At 58.3% G+C, this 21,110-nt stretch carries 23 protein-coding genes; 8 read left to right on the top strand and 15 right to left on the bottom strand.

The window, feature by feature from the left end; translation table 11 throughout:
• Positions 1-29: 29 nt before the first annotated feature.
• From HQN82_RS08725 to HQN82_RS08715, 3 genes are all read right to left on the bottom strand, one after another.
• Positions 30-743, bottom strand: a complete 714-nt coding sequence (locus HQN82_RS08725) for a response regulator (RefSeq protein ID WP_006699625.1) — start codon at positions 741-743, stop codon at positions 30-32.
• Between the two features lie 2 nt (positions 744-745).
• A complete protein-coding gene (locus HQN82_RS08720; RefSeq protein ID WP_112766596.1) occupies positions 746-1,252 on the bottom strand; it encodes a MarR family winged helix-turn-helix transcriptional regulator in 507 nt (168 codons plus the stop codon).
• Positions 1,253-1,488: 236 nt separating this feature from the next.
• Positions 1,489-2,088 carry a DUF1236 domain-containing protein gene (locus tag HQN82_RS08715; RefSeq protein WP_004442927.1) on the bottom strand — a complete coding sequence of 200 codons (600 nt, stop codon included), beginning with the start codon at positions 2,086-2,088 and terminating at the stop codon, positions 1,489-1,491.
• A 229-nt stretch (positions 2,089-2,317) separates the two neighbouring features.
• On the opposite strand from HQN82_RS08715, the gene HQN82_RS08710 reads away from it, so the two are divergent.
• Entirely contained in the window at positions 2,318-2,962 is a 645-nt protein-coding gene (locus tag HQN82_RS08710; protein ID WP_004442926.1) for an MBL fold metallo-hydrolase, read from the top strand.
• Positions 2,963-3,048: 86 nt separating this feature from the next.
• On the opposite strand, the gene HQN82_RS08705 is transcribed toward HQN82_RS08710, so the two are convergent.
• From HQN82_RS08705 to HQN82_RS08690, 4 genes are all read right to left on the bottom strand, one after another.
• Complete coding sequence (locus tag HQN82_RS08705; RefSeq protein ID WP_003494703.1) at positions 3,049-3,264, bottom strand: cold-shock protein; 216 nt, start codon at positions 3,262-3,264, stop codon at positions 3,049-3,051.
• 445 nt (positions 3,265-3,709) lie between these two features.
• Complete coding sequence (locus tag HQN82_RS08700) at positions 3,710-4,612, bottom strand: DMT family transporter (RefSeq protein WP_034498771.1); 903 nt, start codon at positions 4,610-4,612, stop codon at positions 3,710-3,712.
• 152 nt (positions 4,613-4,764) lie between these two features.
• Positions 4,765-5,076 (bottom strand): hypothetical protein, encoded by a 312-nt coding sequence (locus HQN82_RS08695; RefSeq protein ID WP_004442924.1) that lies wholly within the window; start codon positions 5,074-5,076, stop codon positions 4,765-4,767.
• Positions 5,077-5,212: 136 nt separating this feature from the next.
• On the bottom strand, positions 5,213-6,136 hold the full coding sequence (locus tag HQN82_RS08690; protein WP_107339139.1) for an EAL domain-containing protein: 924 nt from the start codon (positions 6,134-6,136) through the stop codon (positions 5,213-5,215).
• 212 nt (positions 6,137-6,348) lie between these two features.
• Between HQN82_RS08690 and HQN82_RS08685 the strand changes: the two genes are divergently transcribed.
• Positions 6,349-7,551, top strand: coding sequence for a pyridoxal phosphate-dependent aminotransferase (locus HQN82_RS08685; RefSeq protein WP_004442922.1), 1,203 nt, complete (start codon positions 6,349-6,351; stop codon positions 7,549-7,551).
• A gap of 56 nt (positions 7,552-7,607) precedes the next feature.
• Here the strand turns inward: HQN82_RS08685 and HQN82_RS08680 are convergent, their stop codons facing one another.
• On the bottom strand, positions 7,608-8,714 hold the full coding sequence (locus HQN82_RS08680; RefSeq protein ID WP_112766594.1) for a calcium:cation antiporter: 1,107 nt from the start codon (positions 8,712-8,714) through the stop codon (positions 7,608-7,610).
• Positions 8,715-8,909: 195 nt separating this feature from the next.
• On the opposite strand from HQN82_RS08680, the gene HQN82_RS08675 reads away from it, so the two are divergent.
• Positions 8,910-9,176 (top strand): DUF2188 domain-containing protein, encoded by a 267-nt coding sequence (locus HQN82_RS08675; RefSeq protein WP_004442919.1) that lies wholly within the window; start codon positions 8,910-8,912, stop codon positions 9,174-9,176.
• 102 nt (positions 9,177-9,278) lie between these two features.
• On the opposite strand, the gene HQN82_RS08670 is transcribed toward HQN82_RS08675, so the two are convergent.
• Positions 9,279-10,223 carry a LysR family transcriptional regulator gene (locus HQN82_RS08670; protein ID WP_173614764.1) on the bottom strand — a complete coding sequence of 315 codons (945 nt, stop codon included), beginning with the start codon at positions 10,221-10,223 and terminating at the stop codon, positions 9,279-9,281.
• An 89-nt stretch (positions 10,224-10,312) separates the two neighbouring features.
• On the opposite strand from HQN82_RS08670, the gene HQN82_RS08665 reads away from it, so the two are divergent.
• Both HQN82_RS08665 and HQN82_RS08660 read left to right on the top strand, forming a co-directional pair.
• The gene (locus HQN82_RS08665; RefSeq protein WP_173614763.1) at positions 10,313-11,350 is read left to right on the top strand and encodes an NAD-dependent epimerase/dehydratase family protein; all 1,038 of its coding nucleotides are present in this window, start codon (positions 10,313-10,315) and stop codon (positions 11,348-11,350) included.
• The gene (locus tag HQN82_RS08660; protein WP_035209279.1) at positions 11,350-11,739 is read left to right on the top strand and encodes a DUF6220 domain-containing protein; all 390 of its coding nucleotides are present in this window, start codon (positions 11,350-11,352) and stop codon (positions 11,737-11,739) included. Before HQN82_RS08665 ends, HQN82_RS08660 begins: the two co-directional genes overlap by 1 nt.
• A gap of 47 nt (positions 11,740-11,786) precedes the next feature.
• On the opposite strand, the gene HQN82_RS08655 is transcribed toward HQN82_RS08660, so the two are convergent.
• The 4 genes from HQN82_RS08655 to trxB form a co-directional block, all read right to left on the bottom strand.
• Positions 11,787-12,902, bottom strand: a complete 1,116-nt coding sequence (locus tag HQN82_RS08655) for an alkene reductase (protein WP_022556662.1) — start codon at positions 12,900-12,902, stop codon at positions 11,787-11,789.
• Between the two features lie 123 nt (positions 12,903-13,025).
• Positions 13,026-13,316: an ArsR/SmtB family transcription factor gene (locus tag HQN82_RS08650; RefSeq protein WP_006699635.1), complete on the bottom strand. Its 291-nt coding sequence runs from the start codon at positions 13,314-13,316 to the stop codon at positions 13,026-13,028.
• Between the two features lie 596 nt (positions 13,317-13,912).
• The gene (locus tag HQN82_RS08645; RefSeq protein ID WP_034498849.1) at positions 13,913-14,809 is read right to left on the bottom strand and encodes a LysR family transcriptional regulator VtlR; all 897 of its coding nucleotides are present in this window, start codon (positions 14,807-14,809) and stop codon (positions 13,913-13,915) included.
• 24 nt (positions 14,810-14,833) lie between these two features.
• Entirely contained in the window at positions 14,834-15,808 is a 975-nt protein-coding gene (gene trxB / locus HQN82_RS08640; protein ID WP_112766592.1) for a thioredoxin-disulfide reductase, read from the bottom strand.
• A 250-nt stretch (positions 15,809-16,058) separates the two neighbouring features.
• Between trxB and HQN82_RS08635 the strand changes: the two genes are divergently transcribed.
• Complete coding sequence (locus HQN82_RS08635) at positions 16,059-16,526, top strand: Lrp/AsnC family transcriptional regulator (protein ID WP_004442906.1); 468 nt, start codon at positions 16,059-16,061, stop codon at positions 16,524-16,526.
• Between the two features lie 19 nt (positions 16,527-16,545).
• Here the strand turns inward: HQN82_RS08635 and HQN82_RS08630 are convergent, their stop codons facing one another.
• Both HQN82_RS08630 and greA read right to left on the bottom strand, forming a co-directional pair.
• Positions 16,546-17,601: a glycosyltransferase family 4 protein gene (locus tag HQN82_RS08630; RefSeq protein WP_035209285.1), complete on the bottom strand. Its 1,056-nt coding sequence runs from the start codon at positions 17,599-17,601 to the stop codon at positions 16,546-16,548.
• An 85-nt stretch (positions 17,602-17,686) separates the two neighbouring features.
• Positions 17,687-18,163, bottom strand: a complete 477-nt coding sequence (gene greA, locus HQN82_RS08625) for a transcription elongation factor GreA (RefSeq protein ID WP_003522847.1) — start codon at positions 18,161-18,163, stop codon at positions 17,687-17,689.
• Positions 18,164-18,384: 221 nt separating this feature from the next.
• Here greA and HQN82_RS08620 point away from each other — a divergent pair, with 221 nt between their 5' ends.
• The gene (locus tag HQN82_RS08620; protein WP_173614762.1) at positions 18,385-19,617 is read left to right on the top strand and encodes a putative DNA modification/repair radical SAM protein; all 1,233 of its coding nucleotides are present in this window, start codon (positions 18,385-18,387) and stop codon (positions 19,615-19,617) included.
• A complete protein-coding gene (locus HQN82_RS08615) occupies positions 19,617-21,059 on the top strand; it encodes a UdgX family uracil-DNA binding protein (protein WP_173614761.1) in 1,443 nt (480 codons plus the stop codon). Before HQN82_RS08620 ends, HQN82_RS08615 begins: the two co-directional genes overlap by 1 nt.
• Positions 21,060-21,110 lie beyond the last annotated feature (51 nt).

The raw sequence follows: 21,110 nt of genomic DNA, 5'->3' as shown, positions 1-21,110 counted from the left end.
TCGTGCGTTCGCCCTTCGTTGGGTGCTCGTCAGTCTACGCTGAGGCGGTAACCGATGCCACGCACCGTTTGCAGATAAACCGGGTTGGCAGGGTCGTCCTCGATCTTGCGGCGAAGACGGTTGATCTGCACGTCGATGGTTCTTTCGCCCACTTCCGATTCCGCTTCCACCAGCTCGTGCCGTGGAATGGTATCGCCGGCGCGCAGCGCAAAAAGCAGCATGATCTCCTGTTCGCGATCTGTCAGGCGGATCGTTTCCGGACCGCGCCGCAGTTCCCTCCTGGGAATGGAGAAGCTGTAGGGGCCGAACATGATCTGTTCGATCTTGGGCGTGTCCGGGGAGGTGTTGCGCCGCAGAATATTGTTGATGCGCAGGACCAGTTCGCGCGGATCAAAAGGCTTGGCGAGATAATCGTCCGCTCCCGCTTCCAGCCCGGCAATACGTGAATCCGCTTCCGAGCGGGCGGTCAGAAGAATGACCGGCACGGATTTGTCTTCGTTCAGCGAACGGGTCAGCGAAAGCCCGTTCTCTCCGGGCATCATCACGTCGAGGATCAGCAGATCGAAACGGATGCCTACCATCTTGCGGCGGGCTTCTGCTGCATCGGCCGCAACGGAGATGCGATATCCCTTGTCGCCAAGAAAACGCTGCAGGAGATCGCGGATGCGAGCGTCATCGTCGACGATCAGGAGATGAGCCGCATCGTCGTCCGCCGGTGGACGTTTTGCCGGAGCTTGCGCCATCGTCACTCATCCTCCACGCTGGTCATCGTCGCCGGGCTGCGCATCTGCGCCAGAAATTTGCGCACGCAGGCGCGCGCATCGGGACCGAGGCCTTCCAGCGCGCGGTCGATGCGGCGCGATTGTGGTTCGCTGAGCGCCAACGCCAGTTCGCGGCCTGTCAGCGTCGGATAGAGCCGGCGCTGGCGGCGGTCTTCAGGACCTGCCATCTGGCGGATGTAACCGTCGTCGATCAATTGCTTCAACACTCGGGCGAGGCTCTGTTTGGTGATCTGCAGCGTATCGAGGAGATCCGCCACGGTCATGCCCGGCTGCCGGCTGACAAAATAGACCACCCGGTGATGCGCGCGCCCATAATAAAGTTTCGACAGGATGACGTCGGGATCGGAGACGAAATCGCGATAGGCGAAAAACAGCGCTTCGATCGTGTCGAAGTCAATCTTGCCGTCGTCAACCTTCGGCAGTGCCGGTGTCTGTCTGGCGGCGGCGGTTTTGAGCGATTGCGGTGGCACTGCGGTTCCTTCATATTCTGCGGCTGTCTGATCATATGTTGCAGGCGTCGATGCGCCAATATTCTGTAAACATAGCCGAAAATGCGTCCGCTCGGGAGAATGCCGCGATCATTTTCTGTTGCGGTGGATAATATGGCGAGGGTGCAGGTGCAACTGGAATCCTGAGCGACTTTTACCGCAAATACAAAAGAGCGCGGAAACTCCGCGCTCTCAGCATTACTGTGGTAATGGCCGTCTTATTGGTAGACGTAGACGATACGACGTGTCGAGGGTTCTACGAGTACAGGTACATCGTTCACCCGCACATACCGATACTGATAATCTGGAACTTCAACCAGACGGGTATCGGCCGGCAGGACGCTGCCAACGGCAATGTCACCGTCATAGGTGATGGTATCGGCAGGGTGCTCGTCAATATAGGTGATGACCGACTGCGGCGGATCGACTTCGCCGACGCGGCCCAGATTCGGATCGCCGGGGTTCGGTTCAGCCTGAACACTCGAAGTTTTTTCGTAGGTCACGACCGGCACGCTGAGTTCCGTGCGGCGTTCCTTGAGAATGACGGGCGAACCTTCATACATCACGTTCAGGTAATCGGCATGGGCCCAGCCTCGCAGACCGTTCACCTCGATGCGACACCAGCTGCTGCCTTCCATGCAGCCGTCCAGCACGGCGTTGCTGCCACGCGTGGCGAGGCCGACTTCCGGATAGTCGTCACCGGGGCCGGACCGGACAGAAATATCCGAGGCGGTTGTTGCGACCATGGCGGCATTTGCATAGCCCGCCATCAAGGCGAAGGCGCCACCAGCGATCAGCATTTTAAGCGTCTTGTCCATGTGTCTCACTCCTTTCAAGACTGGTGCTACAACGTCGCAATCCCCAGGGCGTTCCACATTTTTCGGGAGGATCATGGCTCTTCAAGCCGCCTCTTCGTGTTATCTGACTGTATGGAATAAGGATTTTCTTCGTGAATTCGCCGCTGAGAACAAGGCGACCTGTCGCCATTGTGCCGCAACCGGTAGCGGGCTATAGGATGGCGGATCTTTCAGACAGGAGACACGGGATATGGGAAAGTTGCAGGCCGGGATTATTCCGGTCACGCCATTTGAGCAGAATTGTACCGTCCTGTTTGATCAGGACACCAAGGAAGGCGTCGTCGTCGATCCTGGCGGGGATGTGGACGTCATTCTTCAGGTAGTTGCTGAAAACGGCATCACGCTCAAGGAAATATGGTTGACGCACGGCCATCTCGACCATGCCGGTGGTGCGGATGAGTTGCGCGAAAAACTCTCCCTGCCGGTGATCGGGCCGCATGAAGATGACCGGCCCCTGCTGGAGAGAATTGAGGTGCAGGCGCAGAAATACGGCATCAGCGGTCTGAAGAACGTCGTGCCGGATTCATGGCTGAAGGAAGGTGACAAGGTTTCCTTTGGCGATCACGTCTTCGAGGTCTATCATTGCCCGGGGCACGCGCCTGGTCACGTAATCTATTACAACCGCGACCAGAACTTCGCCCATGTCGGCGACGTGCTGTTTGCCGGGTCGGTGGGGCGCACGGATCTGCCGGGTGGAAACCACGAGCAGCTGATGGCGTCCATTCGCGATAAGCTGCTGCCGCTTGGCGACGATGTCGGTTTCATCTGCGGCCACGGCCCGGGCGGACGGCTGGGTGAGGAGCGGCTGACCAACCCCTATCTCAAGGGACTGTGAGCGCCGGCCGACTGCGGCCTGCGGCGCGCACAAAAAAACCCGGCATTCCTGCCGGGCTTCAACTAGAAAAGAAAGCCGTTTTAGGGTCAGCCAGCAATCTGCAGATTGACTGCCTTCGGCCCTTTGCCGCGACGATCCGGTTCCGTGTCGAAGCTCACTTTCTGATTTTCTGAAAGTCCGGACAGGCCGGAAGCCTGTACGGCAGAGATGTGAACAAAGATATCAGCGCCACCATTGTCTGGCTTGATGAAGCCGAAGCCTTTGTCTGTATTGAAGAATTTTACGGTGCCAGTTTCGGCCATGCATCAGGTCCTTTTCGCTCTGCCCGCGTTCAGCTACAGGCAGCATTACAGTTTTGCCCCGCGTGGGCGTTGGCAGGCAGTTTTTGACTATTGAGAAAATGGACCTTCGCAGCGGGAAGTAATGGCGTTCTCATCCAACGTTTTTCGTCCCACCGCCCGAGGTTTATAGCGTCCCCAGTGCGCAAATTTATAGGCCTTCCCATGCTCGCAAATTGCCCGAACCGCAGTAGATTGCTGCGTTTATCGAAAATTGGCAAGCAAAAGTTTTTACGGGCTTTTTGTCAGATAAAAAACCTGCGGTAGAGTTACGCGTGGGAACCGCACATTTTTTTCGCATAAGTGATAGTTGATGAAATAATTGCCGGTCGGTCTGAGCTTTCCCGGCAAAAATTTGGACGCGTGACCGCGATTTCCCGAGAAAACAGAAAAAACAGTTCTTTTCGCGTCACGCCGCTTCTGTCGCGGTTTTTTGCCGTTTGCGCGTCAGTTCCGGTACCAATTCCACGATCAGGATGGCGATGAAAATGATCAGGCAGCCGACATAGCCGGCACTGGAAATGGTTTCCTTGAGGAAAATCGAAGCCAGCAGGGCGCCGAAGAGCGCCTCCGACGACAGGAAAATCGCGGCCTGCGGCGCTGTTGTGTAGCGCTGGGCAATCACCTGAAGCACAAAGGCGAGGCCGGAAGAAACGAGGCCGACATAGAGAATTTCCACCATCGACGCCTCGATGGCGACCATGCTGATCGGTTCGGACACAACGCCGATCATGCAACTAAGAAGGGAGCAAACCGCGAATTGTGTGCAGGAGAGCGCAAGCGGCCGGCCGCTTTCGGAGACGAAGCGCCCTGCGAGCGTAATCTGGATCGCCCAGAAGAAAGCGCAGATGATGCTGAGAATATCCCCTTTCGTCAGCGTCTCGAAGGCGCCGCCGGAAAGGAGGAATATACCACCGAGCATCATCAGCGCGCAGGGCCAGACGACCCAGTGGGGGTGACGGCGGTAAAGCAGAACGGCAATCACGGGCACGAAGATGACATAGAGCCCGGTCAGGAAGCTGGAATTGGTGACCGTCGTGGTCAGCAGCCCGACCTGCTGGGTGGTGGCGCCGCCGAACAGCGCAAGACCGACGAGAATGAAGCTGCCGATCTGACGCGGGCGGGGCGGTGATTTCAGGGACCGGGTTTCCATGAGCGCGAAGGGCAGCACGGCGATGGCGGCGATGGCGAAACGCAAACCGACGAACCAGAAAGGGCCAATCGAGGCCATGGCTGAGGATTGTGCGACAAAGCCGCCTCCCCAGATTGCTGCGGCGAGCAGAAGCAGCATATTGGCCTGAATTCGCGTCATTATTGGCACCAGCAACGCCGGGCCGGGAGATCATTGACGTCACGGCCGGGCAAACAGGGGATTTTGTGGGGTGTCATCCAGCTGTGTCGGACGACTGTTTCCCGGGTGCTTTAGCAGCAACATGCCGATGCCGCAAGTCGAGGGGAGGGCCGTTATCTATAACGGCGGGCCTCGTCCTTCAGGCTGCGCCGGGTAAGCATCAGGCCGCCAAGGCCGAGGCCGACGAACGCCGCGGCGGAGAGGACGATGAGCAGGATATGCGGACCTGCCTTCGTCGTCGCGGCCACCTGCGGTATGGCGGAGGTATGCAGGGTGTCCACCGCTTGCGCAGCCGCATTGGCCGATGTCGCGATGCCGGCTGCCATGGTGATGATGACAAGAAAAGCCGCGACCGCCATCCAGAGGGAAAACAGCGTTCTCTGTGCCCTTAACCTTTCAACGGAAGTGCGGTCGTTGGTAAACATGGCTGTCGCCTCTTGTCCCTGTTCTTAAAGGACAAAAGAGGCTTCGAAATGGACGGCTTGGAGACCGAATTCTGGCGTTCCGCGGCATTTATTGCGGCAATATTGTGGCGCGAGCGTTTTTGAACCCGAATTGGCGTCAGAGGCCGCGTTTTCCGAATGTCCGGGTCTGGCGCAGGGGATGCGCGTCAGAGGTGCGCTCCTCACGGAAAAAAGCCGCGGAGCCTTTCTCCATTCGTGCGGCAGGGGAAAAATATGCGCTGCCCAGCTCGGGAAAGCGCGCGTCGAAACTGGTGGGCGCAAGTTCCGGTTTTGCCAGAATGTAGCCCTGCATCAGGAAAACGCCGAGTTCTTCACATTGCTCCACCTGCCAACCGGTTTCCAACCCCTCGAAAACCGGCTCTATCCCATCCTCCCGAAACTGGCTGACAATGACGCGCAGGAGAGCGGCGCCCGCAGAATTCTGCATGAAGTCGCGCACCCAGCCCGCTTCGAATTTCACATAGTCCGGCTTGATGAGCTTTACCCGTTCGATGGCGGTATCGCCGGCGCCGTAGTCATCGAGCGCCACACGAAAGCCGATATCGTGCATGTGGTAGGCGAAATCTGCGACCATCTGGGTGTCGGAGGCCTTCTTCTCGGAGATTTCGCAGACGATACGATCTGCCGTCATGCCGGCCTCGTGGGCTGCGAGACGCATGCGCTCCACTTCCTGCCGCATCTTGGCTGGCGTCTGGAACAGGCCGGGATGGAAATTGACGAAGATGCGCGCGCGGGAGCGGCTGAGCCTGCCGGTGTTGAGAATGTGGATGGTCCGCAGGATGCTGTCGATATTTTCGATATCTTCCGGTGCCACCAGCGAGAAAAATTCACCTGGTGTTACCGGTTCGCCGTTGCGGTGGGGTCGCACAAGACCTTCGAAGGAATCGATGTCCAGCGGGCCGCTTGATGTGCGACGGAATATGGGCTGCAGGGCGGACTTGAGGTTGAAGCTGTTATAGGCGGTGGACCATGTGCCATCGGCCTCGCGGACAAGACTGGAAAAGATGCTTTTGGGCGCCATTTTTCAACCAGCTATAGAGAGACACGACCCCTAGGCTCGCGAATGTAGCTCAACAAGCGTTACTTCCGGGTTAAGGAAGGCTTAAATTGTACCCCACGGCGGATAGGCTGGCTTTTGGCCTTGAAACTAGGCCCGTCTTTCGACATAGAAATTGCCGCAGCAGACGAGATTTCCAAGCTCTGCGATGTCAACCCCAATAGGACCGATTAAAAATGGCCTTCCTTGCCGACATTCTCTCCCGCGTAAAGCCATCCGCCACCATCGCCGTTAGCCAGAAAGCCCGCGAGCTTAAAGCGCAGGGCCGCGATGTGATTAGCCTTGGCGCCGGCGAGCCGGATTTCGATACGCCCGACAATATCAAGGAAGCGGCCATTGACGCGATTAAACGCGGTGAAACGAAATACACGCCTGTTTCCGGCATTCCGGAACTGCGCAAGGCGATTGCCGACAAATTCAAGCGTGAAAACGGCCTCGACTACAAGCCGGAGCAGACGATTGTCGGCACCGGCGGCAAGCAGATCCTGTTCAACGCTTTTATGGCGACGCTGAACCCCGGTGATGAAGTCGTTATCCCGGCGCCGTACTGGGTCAGCTATCCCGAGATGGTCTCGATCTGCGGCGGCACGCCGGTATTCGTCGACGCGACGCTGGAAGACAATTTCAAGCTGAAGCCGGAAGCGCTGGAAAAGGCGATCACGCCGAAGACCAAGTGGTTCGTGTTCAACTCGCCGTCCAACCCGTCGGGCGCGGCCTATTCGCACGACGAGTTGAAGGCGCTGACCGATGTGCTCGTCAAGCACCCGCATGTATGGATCCTTACGGATGACATGTATGAGCACCTGACCTATGGCGACTTTAAATTCGTCACGCCGGTGGAAGTAGAGCCTTCGCTCTATGACCGCACGCTGACGATGAACGGCGTTTCCAAGGCCTATGCCATGACCGGCTGGCGTATCGGTTACGCTGCCGGCCCGCTGCCGCTCATCAAGGCCATGGACATGATCCAGGGTCAGCAGACCTCGGGCGCGAGCTCCATCGCACAATGGGCCGCGGTCGAAGCCTTGAACGGCACGCAGGATTTCATTCCGGCGAACAAGAAAATCTTCGAAGGCCGCCGTGACCTGGTCGTCTCCATGCTCAACCAGGCCAAGGGCATCAGCTGCCCGGCTCCGGAAGGTGCGTTCTACGTTTACCCGTCCTGCGCCGGCCTGATCGGCAAGACCGCGCCGTCGGGCAAGGTCATCGAGACGGATACGGATTTCGTCTCCGAGCTTCTTGAAGCCGAAGGCGTTGCCGTTGTGCAGGGCTCGGCCTTCGGTCTCGGCCCGAACTTCCGCATTTCCTATGCCACCTCGGAAGAGTTGCTGGAAGAGGCCTGCAAGCGCATCCAGCGCTTCTGCGCCGATTGCCGCTGATCGGTTTGTAACCTCGATTGAAAAAGCCCGGCAGCGATGCCGGGCTTTTTTTTCGGTCAGAGCCCAAGAAACAGCAGCATGATGAAGGTGGCGAAGAGAATGAAATGCGTCATTCCTTCAATCGCGTTGGTTTCACCGTCATTGAGGTTGATGGCGGCGGCGATGAGCGTGATGAAGACCATGACGGTCTGAACGGGCGTCATGGCCATGATGAAGGGCTGGCCGGTATAGAGCGCGATACCCTCCATCACGGGCACGGTCAGGATAACCGTCGAGAGCGATGCGCCCATGGCGATATTGACCACGGCCTGCATACGGTTGCGCAGGGCGGACCTGAGCGCGGTGAGGATTTCCGGCGATGCCGAGATCGTCGCCACCACCACGGCCATCAGCGCTGGCGGTGCGCTGGTGCCTTGAAGACTTTCGCCCAGGAAGGCGGACATGAATTCCGCCAGTACGCCGATTAGAACCACGCCGGCGATGATGAGGCCGATGGAGAGTGGTACGTTGCCTTCATCGTCCTCTTCCGCATGGCTGCCTGCTGGCTGGCCGGCCGGATGTGGCTTTCGAGGGTAAGTGTAGCTGAAAAAATAGCTGTGCGGGCCGACCTGCATTTTGAGGAACAGCGCATAGAGCGCAATCATCGCCACGATTGTGAACACCGAGTAGATGTGCCAGCTCTGTTCAGGAATGAACTCAGGCACTATCATCGATATGCCCATCGCCGTCAGGATCATCACGCCATAGGTCTTGCCGGAATCGTCGTTATACGGCTGTTCTCCGTGGCGAAGGCCTCCAAGAAGCGCGGCGAGACCAAGAATGCCGTTGATGTCGATCATCACGGCGGAATAGATCGTATCCCGCACCAGCGTGGGTGAACTGGATTCGCTCATGATGATGGCAAGGATCAGCACTTCCACCGCAACGGCCGACAGCGTCAGGATCATGGTGCCGTAGGGGTCGCCCACCTTGGCGGCCAGGATTTCGGCGTGATGGGCAACCCGCATCGAGACGAGAACAATGAGCCCGATCAGCACGACGGCAGCGATGATCGTCGCCGTCTTTCCCGCTTCGAAGATTGCATGTTCGGCCAGATAGGCGACGATTGCCGCCGGTATCGCCAGAAGCAGCATACGCTCCTGTTTCAGAATAGAACCCGCCATTGACTTCCCTTCCCCCGGATCGGCTTAGGCTGTGACGTATCGTCCCTCAGATCAAGCAGGATTTGCGCTTGAGTGCTTTTGGTAGGATAGTGATGTCGCAGGACATGCTGCTCATGCCGCGGTGTCCCCATCGGGTGCAATGCTTGAAGCGCGGTTGTGGTTGCCATGTCGCCTACCGAAACAGGAGGAACATGCATGACCAAAGTGGTGTATGAAATCGTCGAACATGACGGAGGCTTCGCCTACCGCATGAACGGCGCTTATTCCGAAACATTTCCTACCTATGCGGATGCCGTCGAGGCTGCGCGCATCGTCGCTGCCGAACAGCAGGTGGGTGGCGATGACGAGGAAATCAGCTATCAGGATGAGAGCGGCCACTGGCATGAAGAATACAGCCAGGGCGGCGACCGCCCGGAAGCCGAGGTGGTGGACAAGACAACGCAGCAGGCCGAACCATTCTGACGGGCGATCCGTGGATTTTATGCAAACCAGGATCGCTTTTCCGTTCCGCCGGTCCCTTTCAGGTGCGGATCGCGGGCTGCCTCGTATCGACGCGGTATTGCCTTAGCGCCGTTTCGGTGGCGCGCCCGGATCGGTTTCCTTGAGATGACCCTTGAGGCCTTCGACCAGGGCGCTGAAGACGGCGCGGCATCGCGGTGAGGTCTTGAGGTTTTCGTGCATCGCGACCCAGGTATGGAGCGGGATGTCGATGTTCGGCAGAACCTGAACCAGTCGCGGGTCCTTGCGGGCCAACCCAATCTGACAGACGCCGATGCCCGCGCTGGCGCGGATCATGGCAAGTTGTGCAAGGTTGCTGTCGGCGCGTATTTCGAAGGAAATTTCCTCAACATCGGGGATATCAGGATCGAGCGAACGCATCCGCTGGATGGCCGCCCGGATGAACGGCGTCTTGCGGTCAAAACCAACCATCCGGTGGTGGTTCAGGTCTTCCATGCTCTTTGGCGTTCCGGCTTTTGCCAGATAGTCGCGCGTCGCATGAAATCCCAGACGGAAATTGCCGATGTAACGCATGACGATCGCGTCCTGCAGCGGCTCGGTCATGCGAATGGCAATATCCGCCTCGCGTCTTAGAAGGTCTTCCAGCGAATCTGATAATGACAGCTCGATTTCAAGCCGCGGGTGAACCTCCTGCATGGCCGTGATAATCGGCGGCAGCATTTCGACGCCGATGATGTCAGATGCGCTGATGCGCACCGTGCCTTCGATCTTGCCGACTTCGCCGGAGGCCGCGCGCATGAGGGCGGCGGTTGTCGCCGCCAGATTTTCCGCATAGGGGCGGAGCGCAAGGGCTGCTTCCGTCGGCATTAAGCCGTGCGGCGAGCGGATGAACAGAGGAAAGCCGACGGCCTCTTCCAGCGCGCCGATATGACGTCCCGCCGTCGGCTGGGTGATGCCAAGCTCGCGGGCGGCGGCGGACAGCGAACCGTCGCTCAGCACGCTAAGGAAGGTGCGATAAAAATCCCAGCTGACGTCGCGGTTCTTGCTCATAAAATTTTGTATAGCCGATCCACTGATTTCGATAATTTCGTATATCGCGAAACGCGACGATACTCCATCCCAGAACAAGGAGTACGGCGATGATATATGAAAACAACGCAGATTCAGCAGAGAATGATCGGCCACTCGCGCTGGTCCTGGGCGTGAATGGGGGTGTCGGCGGCCAGGTCTCCCGTATGCTGCAGCAACGGGGATGGCGCGTGAGGGCGATGACGCGGCGGAAGGGGGCTTCCCACATCACTGGCGATGTCGAGTTCGTGGGGGGTGACGCCATGAGCGGACAGGACGTCTTGAAGGCGGCACAAGGTGTTCGGCTGATCGTCCATGCGGTTAATCCTCCCGGATACCGCGATTGGGAGAAGCAGGTATTGCCGATGCTGGACAACACGATCGCGGCTGCTGAAAGCTGTGGGGCGAGGATTGTTTTCCCGGGGACCATCTATAATTTCGGCTTTGACGCCTTTCCGCTGCTGAGCGAGGAGAGCCCGCAAAAGCCCTTTACCCGCAAGGGCGCGTTGCGTGTGGAGATGGAGCGGCGGCTTAAACTGGCTTCAATGCGCGGCGTGCCGGTGCTGATCGTCCGGGCGGGCGACTTCTTTGGGCCAGATGCGAGAAACAACTGGTTTTCGCAGATGCTGGTGCGACCCGGAAGGCCGGTTCGCAGCGTGCAGAACCCTTCCGCCCGCCATGCAGGACACCAATGGGCTTATCTGCCTGACGTGGCGGAAACCATTGGCCGACTGCTCGACCGTGCAGACGAGCTTCCGGCCTTTGCCGTCTATCACATGGAAGGTTTCTGGGATTTCGACGGGCTGCAACTGATTGAAGCGATCGAGCGGGTTGTGGGCCATCCGGTCAAGCGGCGACGTTTATCCTGGACAGGCATCAAAATAGTTGCGCCCTTCGTTCCGCTGTTCCGCGAAGTGCTGGAAATGCAATATCTCTGGCAGATGCCGATCAGGATGAGCAATCGTAAGCTGACAGATTTCCTTGGAAGCGAGCCGAAGACACCTATCGACATTGCGGTGGCGACCACGTTGGCGGGTCTCGGCTGCCTTGACGAGAGGCCGCGGCCGTCGAACCTTGCGCATCCGGCCGACGCCGAAGGCAGGGCGTGATGGGCGCGGTTGCGAACGGAATGTCGACCAGGCGTCGCGCCTTTGCCGTGATTTCGGCAAGCGTGCCCGTGCTGATCTTCGCTCAGGTGCTGCTGGCCGGGCTGTCGATCTATTACGATGGATCGCTGCTGTCGCTGCACAAGGGGCTCGGCCTTCTGATCGCCGTTCCGATCCTGTCGCTGGCGGTCCTCGCTTTGCGATACGAGGACCTGCGGCCCAATCTTGGCCGTTCGCTGGTGCTGCTTGCTATCTATTGTCTGCAGGTGGCGCTGATGAGCATCGGTCGGGAAACGGGCAATGGCCTTTTACAGGCGCTGCATCTGCCCAATGCCTTCGTAATGGGCGCCTTTTCCGATTTTGCCGCGCGGCATGCGAGAAGCGCGCAATGAACGAAAACGCCGCATCGCTTTTGAACGATGCGGCGTCTTGTTCATTGCTATTGGGCGAGGGCCGGATAGTCGGTGTAACCTTCGGCGCCGCCGCCATAGAAGGTCGGCTGGTTCGGTTCGTTCAGCGGCGCGTCGTTTTTCAGGCGGCGCACCAGATCAGGATTGGCGATGAAGGCCTTGCCGAAAGCAACGGCATCAACCTTGCCACTTTCCACGGCTTCGATGGCGCTCTGCCTGTCGTAACCATTGTTGGCGATCCACAGGCCCTTGCCGCCGGCATTGCGATAAGCCGCCTTGAAGGAAGCGTAATCGAAAGGCTTGTCGCCCTGCTTGAAATCGCGCGGACCGCCCGTCGCACCTTCAACGACATGGATGAAGGCGAGATTGCGCTTGCCCAGCTGCTCGACGACGTAATTATAGAGCGGTTGCGGATCAGCCTCGAAAATATCGTTGGCAGGGGTAACTGGCGAGAGGCGGATGCCGGTGCGGCCGGCGCCGATCTCTTCCGCCACCGCGTCGACGACTTCCAGCAGGAAGCGAGCGCGGTTTTCGATGGAGCCACCGTAATCATCCGTGCGCTGGTTGGTGCTGGATTTCAGGAACTGCTCGATCAGGTAACCATTGGCGGCATGGATTTCGACGCCGTCGAAACCGGCCTCCAGTGCCGCGCGCGCGCCGCTGCGGTAATCCTCGAGGATGAGGCCGATATCGTCGATGGTGAGGGCACGGGGCTCGGAGGTTTCGGCAAAGGCACCGGTGCCGTCATCATTGATGATATAGGTCTTCGATTTGGCGGTGATGGCCGAGGGGGCGACCGGCTGGCCACCATGCGGCTGCAGCGAGGTGTGGGAAATTCGGCCCACGTGCCAGATTTGGGCAACGATCTTGCCGCCCGCCGAATGAACGCCGTCAGTGATCTTTTTCCAGCCTTCAATCGCTTCCCGCTTATAAAGACCGGGAACATCGGCGTAACCCTGGCCCTGCTGGGAAATGGGCGTGCCTTCAGTGACGATCAGGCCGGCTGTCGCCCGCTGCTCGTAATAGGTGGCGTTGAGATTGTTGGGAATGGCGCCCGGGGAGCGATTGCGGGTGAGAGGGGCCATGACGATGCGGTTGGCGAGTTCGATATCGCCGGCCTGTGCCGGTTCGAAAAGACTGGTCATGCGACTTCACTTTCTGGTCGGTTGGCGAAATTGCGCGGCAGGCGCGCTATCCTGATATGGGTGCCGGTGCGAAACCGTGTCGCGGTTCCCGTCCGGCACCCCGGGGCTCAAAGCTTGAGAGGCTCAGAGATTGGTTTGCAGATAATTGCGGAAAGCATCGATGGTTTCCCCGTTGCGCTCAAAAAACACCCATTGCCCCACCTTCTTCGACCTTATCAGGCCCGCCGCCTGCAGTACCGCAAGATGCGAGGAGACGGTGGATTGCGACAGGCCGCTGATCTGAAACTGGTTGGCGCAAACACCCATGCTGAGCGGATGCTCCTGACAGAAGTGACTTTCCGGAGACTTCAGCCATTCCAGAAATTTCAGCCGTGCGGGGTGCGAAAGGGCTTTGAGGACTTCCTCCGGGTTCATTGGGGTTTCTTCAATATCTGACATACCCGATATTTATATCGACCATTATCGATATACAATTCACGTCTCTGTGAGGACCGCAAGGGCGCGGTGGCATCGGCAAAAAAAAGGCCGCTGGATATTTCCGCGGCCTGATAAGTTTGAAGGTCAAAACCTCCAGAGGGGAACAGCTGTCGCGTGCCTGAGCGAGCGTGACAGCCAACCAAGATATGGTGGGAGCGACAATGCAAAACAAGGTTGCATCATCCGATATTTCGCCAATTTGGAGAAAATTCTTGCGGGTAAAAAAAGAGGGCCGCCGGATGTATCCAGGGCCCTTTAAGTGTGAAGGTCAAAAACCTCCAGAGGGGAACAGCTGATGCGGTGGAACTGGGAGGAAAAGCCACCGTGTGCATCAGCTGAGAGCGATATGGTGCTTTTTTGTGCACGAAACAATTCTTTTTTGTGCAGGTCAGGCATGCGTCGGGTGCAGGCCTCGATATTTCAGGTATATTTTATGTGCAAAGCTGGCAAAGGGCGACTGGTCGCCCTTCCATGAATTCCCCTGTATTTCCTTGAAAAATAACGTCTATTTCAGCCGTTCGGCTATTTAAACGTCAGAAATTCCAGTTGCGCGCCTTGGCGACGATAAAATCGCGGAAGGCCTTCAGCTTTGCAGCATTTTTCATCTCGTCCGGATAGCAGAAATAGGTGTCGAATGACGGAATGTCGGCCGCGAGCGATAACTGGATGAGGCCGGGGTCCCGGCCGACAATGTAATCCGGCAAGCAGGCGATACCTATTCCCAGCAGGCAGGCGCGCTTGATCGAGGTCTGGCTGTTGATCTGCAGATGCGGGGTGCGGGTATTGTCGGAAGACCGCCCGGCATTTTCGAGCCAGTTGACATCTAGCAGGTAGTTCGGCGCGGGTTCGCCAAACGAGATGATGCGATGGTTGTCCAGATCCTCAACCGACTGGGGCTCGCCATGGCGATTGATGTAAGACGGCGCGGCATAGACGTGCATGTGCACCGTGAACAGCTTGCGCTGGATGAGGTCCGATTGCTGGGGCTGGCGCAGGCGAATGGCGCAATCTGCGTGGCGCATATTCACATCCAGCTCCTCATTGTCGAGGATGAGCTGGATCGACATTTCCGGATAGAGCTGCAGGAATTCCTGCACCTTGTCCGTCAGCCAGCCCTGACCGAGGCCCACCGTCGTCGTGACGCGGAGCTTGCCGCTCGGCTTTTCAGTCGTTTCGGTGAGCTGCATCTTCACCGTTTCGAGCTTCAGCAGCACATCGTGAGCGGTGCGATAGAGCAGTTCGCCCTGTTCGGTAAGAATCAGGCCGCGGGCGTGGCGATGAAACAGCTTGACGCCGACATCCTGCTCCAGCGCGCTGACCTGGCGGCTGATGGCCGACTGGGACAAATGCAGCTTGTCGGCAGCATGGGTGAAAGACCCTGCTTCGGCTGCGGCATGAAATATGCGCAGTTTATCCCAGTCCAATGGCATTGCCATGCCTATCCTGCCTTTCAGTTATTCCGCTGCGACAGCAAGCGGTTGATGCGCGGTGAGATAACGTTCCGCTTCCAGCGCGGCCATGCAGCCCATGCCGGCGGCGGTGATTGCCTGACGGTAGATGTCGTCGGTGACGTCGCCGGCCGCGAAAATGCCCTCCACGTCGGTGGCGGTGGAATCGGGAGCGGTCCACATATAACCGTTGTCCTTCAGCTTCACCTTGCCCTTGAATAGCTCCACGGCAGGCGCGTGACCAATTGCGACGAAGACGCCGTCAATGGGCCTTTCGCTGATCGCGCCGGTTTTGGTGTCGCGCAGCTTGACGCCGGAAACGGAGGGCGGCATCGGCGGTTTTGCGGGCGCGCCGGTAATTTCGGCAACTTCCGTGTTCCAGAGGATATTGACGTTGTCCTTGGCAAAGAGCCGTTCCTGAAGGATTTTTTCCGAACGGAAGCTGTCGCGTCTGTGCACGACCGTTACCGTCTTGGCGATATGGGCGAGATAAAGCGCCTCTTCCACGGCGGAATTGCCGCCGCCCACCACGATCACATCCTTGTTGCGATAGAAGAAACCATCGCAGGTGGCGCAGGCGGAAACGCCGAAGCCCTGGAAATGTTGCTCGCTCTCGATGCCGAGCCACTTGGCCTTGGCGCCGGTGGCGATGATCAGCGTGTCGGCGGTCCATACCTGGCCAGAATCGGTCTTCACGACGAACGGGCGAACGCTGGTTTCAACTTCGGTCACCAGGTCACTGACGATTTCCGCGCCGACATGCGTCGCCTGCTTCAGCATCTGGTCCATCAGCCACGGGCCCTGGATAGGGTCTGCAAAGCCCGGGTAATTCTCGACATCGGTGGTGATCATCAGCTGACCGCCCTGTTCCATGCCGGCGATCAGCACCGGCTTCAGCATTGCGCGCGCCGCGTAGATCGCCGCCGTGTAGCCTGCGGGACCGGAGCCGATGATCAATACCTTGGTATGGCGGGCAGGCATGGGAAATTTCCTTCTCAATAGCAGGGTCTTCAGTCGAGGGCCTTCCAGCCGCGGCAGGGCGGACGGGCCATAACCCCTTCGTTGGCGGGTATTTAAGGTTGTCTAGTGCCTTTATTCAAGGGCAGCCTTGCGTTACCAACAAGGCAGTTGTGGATGCACGCGCAATTTTGTGACCGGTTGGCGGCATATTGTTGCGAATCCCGCGCCGAATAGTACAAGGAAGTTCTCCAGCTTAACGAGGTACTCCTCCGTGACCAGCGTCGAACTCGATGCCATCGATCTGAAAATCCTGCGCGAATTGCAGCGTGACGGGCGCATGACCAATGTGGAACTGGCCGAAAGGGTCGGTATCTCGGCTCCTCCGTGCCTAAGGCGTGTGCGCAAGCTCGAGGAGGCGGGGGTGATCGAGGGTTATCACGCCATGTTGAACGCGCCGAAGCTCGGTTTTGATCTCGTCGCCTTCTGCATGATCGGTCTCAAGCGCCAGTCGGACAGCAATCTGAAGGCCTTTGCCGCGGCGACGGCCGGGTGGCCTCTCGTGCGCCAGGCCTGGATGGTATCCGGCGAAAGCGACTTCCTGTTACATTGCGTCGCAAGAAACCTGACGGAATTTCAGGACTTCGTGATCGAGGTTCTGACTGCGGATGAGAATGTCGATACGGTGCGCACCATGCTGACCATCCGTCAGGTCAAGCGCGTCGGTCTCGTGGAAATCTGATTTTCCGGTTTGCGACGCATTACCCCCGCCGCAACGCCTCATAGACTTCGCCAAGACTGGCCGCTTCTTTTTCCAGCGGAAAAGTGCTGCGCACATGCGCAAGTCCGGTACTCGCGTGGACTTTGGCCATGGCGGGATCGGCGAGATAGGTCTTTATCGCATCCCTCAGTGATGCATAGTCCCCCGCTTCAACAACCGCCCCGGTCTCGCCCTTGACGATCATTTCCTCGTAGGCACCGGCATTGCTGGCGACGACGGCCGTTTCCGAGGCCATTGCTTCAAGCGGAGTCAGCCCGAAGCCCTCGTTGCGCGAAGGCGCGACATAGAGCGTCAGCCGCCTGTACCACGGCTTGATGTCATCAACTTCACCCTGAAACACGATACGATCTGCGAGGCCGGCGGCCCTGACATCTGCTTCAAGGGTTTCGGCAAAAGCCTTGTGTTCCGCCGTCACGCGGCCTGAAACCACAGCTGTCCATTGCGGATAGGCGGGCAGAAGTTCGATCATGGCACGCACGAAAAGATCGGTGCCCTTCTGGTGGCGGACCCGCCCGAAGCAGCCGATCAGATATTGTCCCGGCAAGCCGGTCGCGGCTATCGTGTCCTCAGGACCGGTTGCCGGATGGAAAAGTTCGGTATCCACGCCATGCATGACAACGCGATGGGGCACTTCAAGAAATGAGCCCGAGCGGATGTTGGTGGCCACCACGGCATCCATCCTGGAGATCAGGAAACGGGTGTAGGCGGAATGCCGCCTCTGCGCGGCCGAGGTGAAGAGAAGCTTCACCCTCATGCGCAGCACATCACGCATGAAAATTCCCGGCAACATTTCGAGGTTGCGGCGGGCATGCCAGATGCGCGGACCGCCAAACGGGCCGCCTTGCCAGAGCCGCCACAGGTCGCGGAAACGCACATGCGGCAGATGCGGCGGCAGGCCGGGGCCGATGGTGGCGACCTTCTGTCCCATCCGGTTCTGCACCGGTATCAGCTGAACGATTGTGGAGGTGACGCCGGAGAGCCTGCGTTTGAAATTCGGCGCAAGCACCTGCACATCTTTCAGGCTGACGTGGGACAAGATGGGCTTCCGTCTTTGCGGCTGGTTCAGGGGAGCAACAGGTCAAAAGCAATGCGCCCGCTGGGGGGCGCATTGCATGGGGCAATCAGCCCCACTGAACCGCGAGGATCTCGTAACCCTTGGCGCCGCCAGGCGCGTTGACTTCGATGCTGTCGCCAACTTCCTTGCCGATCAGGGCGCGGGCAATCGGCGAAGAGATGGAAATACGGCCGGCCTTTACGTCGGCTTCCTGGTCGCCGACGATCTGATAGGTCTTTTCCTCATCGCTGTCTTCGTCAACCAGCTTCACGGTGGCGCCGAACTTGATCTTCGAACCCGACATCTTGGAAAGGTCGATGACTTCAGCGCGCGCCGTCAAATCTTCGAGTTCCGTGATGCGGCCCTCGTTATGGCTCTGCGCTTCCTTGGCAGCATGGTACTCGGCGTTTTCCGAAAGGTCGCCATGGGCGCGCGCTTCCGCAATCGCCTCGATGATGCGGGGGCGTTCCTCCTGCTGGCGCCAGCGAAGCTCCTCCTGAAGCTTGACGAATCCACCCTGGGTCATCGGTACTTTTTCTACCATTTTTTTATCCTTCGCATTCCGGTCGCTTTACCTGCAGACACAAAAAGAAACAGGTTCCGGAGGGGAACTCCGGAACCATGCCAAAATCATAACTGAGCGGACTATATCAGAAGACGACAGCGAAATGCCAGCAAATTTGAGGCATCAATATTTCTTTGTCTTTCCAATGACTTGAATATCCTGATTGACAATCCTCAAGAGAACATATAGTGAACATTATTATGAAGAAGTCAATCAGGCAACGGCTGGCCATTCTCTCTGACGCCGCGAAATACGACGCCTCCTGTGCATCGAGCGGGACGGCGAAACGGAACTCCGCAGCCTCTGGCGGATTGGGCTCGACAGAAGGGTCTGGCATCTGTCATGCCTATGCGCCGGATGGGCGCTGCATATCGCTCCTGAAAATCCTGCTCACCAATTTCTGTATCTATGATTGCGCTTATTGCATCAACCGTTCTTCCAGCAATGTGGAACGGGCGCGGTTTACCGCAGAAGAGGTGGTGTGGCTGACGCTCGAATTTTACCGGCGCAACTATATTGAAGGGTTGTTCTTGTCCTCGGGTATCATCCGTTCCTCTGATCACACGATGGAGGAGATGGTGCGTGTGGCGCGTGAACTGCGGGTCACCCATGGCTTTCGTGGTTACATCCACCTCAAATCCATTCCGGACGCGTCTCCGAAATTGATCGAGGAGGCGGGGCTTTATGCGGATCGGTTGTCGATCAACATCGAGTTGCCCACCGATAGCGGCATCGGCCGTTTTGCGCCGGAAAAGCAGCCCGCCAATATTCGCCGCTCTATGGCCGATATTCGCCTGAAGATCGAGGAGGCGGGCGAGCCTACCGTCAGAACGCGAAAAACCAAGCGTTTTGCGCCCGCCGGACAGAGCACGCAGATGATCGTGGGCGCCGACGGCGCCGATGACAGCACCATTCTTTCCACCAGCGCGCGGCTCTATGGAAGCTATGGTCTGCGGCGCGTCTATTATTCGGCGTTCAGCCCAATTCCGGATTCGTCGAAGAACCTGCCACTCATCAAGCCGCCCCTGATGCGCGAACACCGCCTCTATCAGGCGGACTGGCTTTATCGTTTTTACGGTTTCGATATCGGCGAGATAACCGCTATCGGCGGAAACGGCATGCTGGATCTTGACATCGACCCGAAGCTTGCCTGGGCATTGAAGCATCGCGATCAGTTTCCGGTAAACGTCAATGCGGCGGATCGCGAAATGTTGCTGCGTGTACCCGGTTTCGGCACCAAGACGGTTGCCTCGATTCTCTCGTCGCGGAAGTTCCGCAGCCTGCGGCTGGAAGATATCGCCCGCTTCGGCGTATCTCTCAAAAAGGTGAAGGCCTTTATCGTCGCTGAGGGATGGACACCGGGCAAGCTGATCGAACGGCCGGATCTGCGCGCGATGTTTGCGCCGCAGCCTGAACAATTGTCGCTGTTGTGATGTATGGCCCTGTGCTGGAGGGGCGGGGGGATTTCACCGAGTGGCGCGATGCTGCGCGCGCGGCGCTTGCGGCCAATGTACCGCCGGAGAAGATCGACTGGCGGCTGCAGGATGACGGGTTTGGGCTTCTCGACTTTTCCGGTGCGCCATTGCCAACGGAGGGCGCCGCCCCGGTTTCCGTATCTGCCGCATTTGTCGCACTGGCGCAGGCCGTCATCTGCCACAGCGATCCCGGCCGTTTCGCGCTGCTCTACAGGTTATTGTGGCGGCTGAAACGGGATCGGGCCCTGCTGCAGTTCAAGTCCGATCCGGATGTTTCCGATGTGCGGCTGCTCGAAAAGTCTGTCCGTCGCGATTATCACAAGATGACGGCCTTCGTGCGTTTCAAGGAGTTGCCATTGCCGCAAGGGCAGGCCGGGCGACGGCGGTTCGTGGCGTGGTTCGAACCGGACCATTTCATCATCGAACGTACGGCTCCGTTTTTTCAACGTCGCTTCACCGACATGGACTGGTTGATTGTCTCGCCGAAGGGCAGCGCCCGATGGGACGGAAACCTGCTGCAGACATCACGGGAGGCTGCCGCCAAGCCTGATCTCAAGGATGAAACGGACGATCTCTGGCGGACCTATTACGCCAATATTTTCAACCCGGCCCGCTTGAAGATCAAGGCCATGACAGCGGAGATGCCGAAGAAATACTGGAAGAATCTGCCGGAAGCCGAGCTCATCCCTGACCTGATTCTGGGCGCGGAGGCGCGGGTGCTGGAGATGGCGGCGAAGGAGGCGAGCCAACCGAAGCCGTTTCACCATCGCCTCCAGGCAGCGGCTTCCGCACGGGAAGAGCAGCCACCTTTGCCGGGTGGCACGCTTGCTTCGCTGGCGCATGAAGCGCGCCACTGCACACGGTGTGCCCTGCATTGCAAGGCGACGCAGACCGTTGTTGGTGACGGGCCGGAAAACGCGAAGATCATGGTCGTCGGCGAGCAGCCGGGCGATCACGAGGATCTGGCCGGAAAACCTTTTGTCGGCCCCGCCGGCCAGCTGTTCGACAGGACGCTCAGCGAGATCGGTGTGGACCGCGGCGGGCTTTACGTTACCAATGCCGTGAAACACTTCAAATACGAAACGCGCGGCAAACGGCGTAAACATCAGCGCCCCAATGCGGGGGAAGTGGAGCAATGCCGCTGGTGGCTCAACCAGGAAATCGCGCTTGTTCAGCCGAAGCTGATCGTTGCGATGGGTGCGACGGCGCTATATGCGCTGACCGGCGGTAAAGAAAAGGTCTCGGAGATTCGCGGCCGTCCCCTGCCAATGCAAGAGGGGCGGACGCTTTTTGTCACCGTGCACCCATCCTACCTGCTCCGCCTCCCTGATGAGCAGGCTAAAGAGATGGAAATCAAGAAATTCAAACAGGACATGCTTTATGTAAGAAATTTTGAATAGTCTTTTCTAAGTATATATTCTATCGAATATCAACTTGGCGTTGTTATGCTT

Origin of the sequence: Agrobacterium pusense, assembly GCF_013285525.1 — a bacterium.
Taxonomy (GTDB): Bacteria; Pseudomonadota; Alphaproteobacteria; order Rhizobiales; family Rhizobiaceae; genus Agrobacterium; species Agrobacterium pusense.
The sequence above is the reverse complement of the archived record's forward strand: the minus strand, read 5'-3'. Positions and strand labels throughout refer to the sequence as shown.

What these genes read in the sequence shown, in the direction of transcription:
- HQN82_RS08725 (WP_006699625.1), bottom strand. Translation starts at nt 743, where the DNA reads ATGGCGCAAGCTCCGGCAAAACGTCCACCGGCGGACGACGATGCGGCT.
- HQN82_RS08715 (WP_004442927.1), bottom strand. Translation starts at nt 2,088, where the DNA reads ATGGACAAGACGCTTAAAATGCTGATCGCTGGTGGCGCCTTCGCCTTG.
- HQN82_RS08710 (WP_004442926.1), top strand. Translation starts at nt 2,318, where the DNA reads ATGGGAAAGTTGCAGGCCGGGATTATTCCGGTCACGCCATTTGAGCAG.
- HQN82_RS08705 (WP_003494703.1), bottom strand. Translation starts at nt 3,264, where the DNA reads ATGGCCGAAACTGGCACCGTAAAATTCTTCAATACAGACAAAGGCTTC.
- HQN82_RS08700 (WP_034498771.1), bottom strand. Translation starts at nt 4,612, where the DNA reads ATGACGCGAATTCAGGCCAATATGCTGCTTCTGCTCGCCGCAGCAATC.
- HQN82_RS08695 (WP_004442924.1), bottom strand. Translation starts at nt 5,076, where the DNA reads ATGTTTACCAACGACCGCACTTCCGTTGAAAGGTTAAGGGCACAGAGA.
- HQN82_RS08690 (WP_107339139.1), bottom strand. Translation starts at nt 6,136, where the DNA reads ATGGCGCCCAAAAGCATCTTTTCCAGTCTTGTCCGCGAGGCCGATGGC.
- HQN82_RS08685 (WP_004442922.1), top strand. Translation starts at nt 6,349, where the DNA reads ATGGCCTTCCTTGCCGACATTCTCTCCCGCGTAAAGCCATCCGCCACC.
- HQN82_RS08680 (WP_112766594.1), bottom strand. Translation starts at nt 8,714, where the DNA reads ATGGCGGGTTCTATTCTGAAACAGGAGCGTATGCTGCTTCTGGCGATA.
- HQN82_RS08675 (WP_004442919.1), top strand. Translation starts at nt 8,910, where the DNA reads ATGACCAAAGTGGTGTATGAAATCGTCGAACATGACGGAGGCTTCGCC.
- HQN82_RS08670 (WP_173614764.1), bottom strand. Translation starts at nt 10,223, where the DNA reads ATGAGCAAGAACCGCGACGTCAGCTGGGATTTTTATCGCACCTTCCTT.
- HQN82_RS08665 (WP_173614763.1), top strand. Translation starts at nt 10,313, where the DNA reads ATGATATATGAAAACAACGCAGATTCAGCAGAGAATGATCGGCCACTC.
- HQN82_RS08660 (WP_035209279.1), top strand. Translation starts at nt 11,350, where the DNA reads ATGGGCGCGGTTGCGAACGGAATGTCGACCAGGCGTCGCGCCTTTGCC.
- HQN82_RS08655 (WP_022556662.1), bottom strand. Translation starts at nt 12,902, where the DNA reads ATGACCAGTCTTTTCGAACCGGCACAGGCCGGCGATATCGAACTCGCC.
- HQN82_RS08650 (WP_006699635.1), bottom strand. Translation starts at nt 13,316, where the DNA reads ATGAACCCGGAGGAAGTCCTCAAAGCCCTTTCGCACCCCGCACGGCTG.
- HQN82_RS08645 (WP_034498849.1), bottom strand. Translation starts at nt 14,809, where the DNA reads ATGCCATTGGACTGGGATAAACTGCGCATATTTCATGCCGCAGCCGAA.
- trxB (WP_112766592.1), bottom strand. Translation starts at nt 15,808, where the DNA reads ATGCCTGCCCGCCATACCAAGGTATTGATCATCGGCTCCGGTCCCGCA.
- greA (WP_003522847.1), bottom strand. Translation starts at nt 18,163, where the DNA reads ATGGTAGAAAAAGTACCGATGACCCAGGGTGGATTCGTCAAGCTTCAG.
- HQN82_RS08620 (WP_173614762.1), top strand. Translation starts at nt 18,385, where the DNA reads ATGAAGAAGTCAATCAGGCAACGGCTGGCCATTCTCTCTGACGCCGCG.
- HQN82_RS08615 (WP_173614761.1), top strand. Translation starts at nt 19,617, where the DNA reads ATGTATGGCCCTGTGCTGGAGGGGCGGGGGGATTTCACCGAGTGGCGC.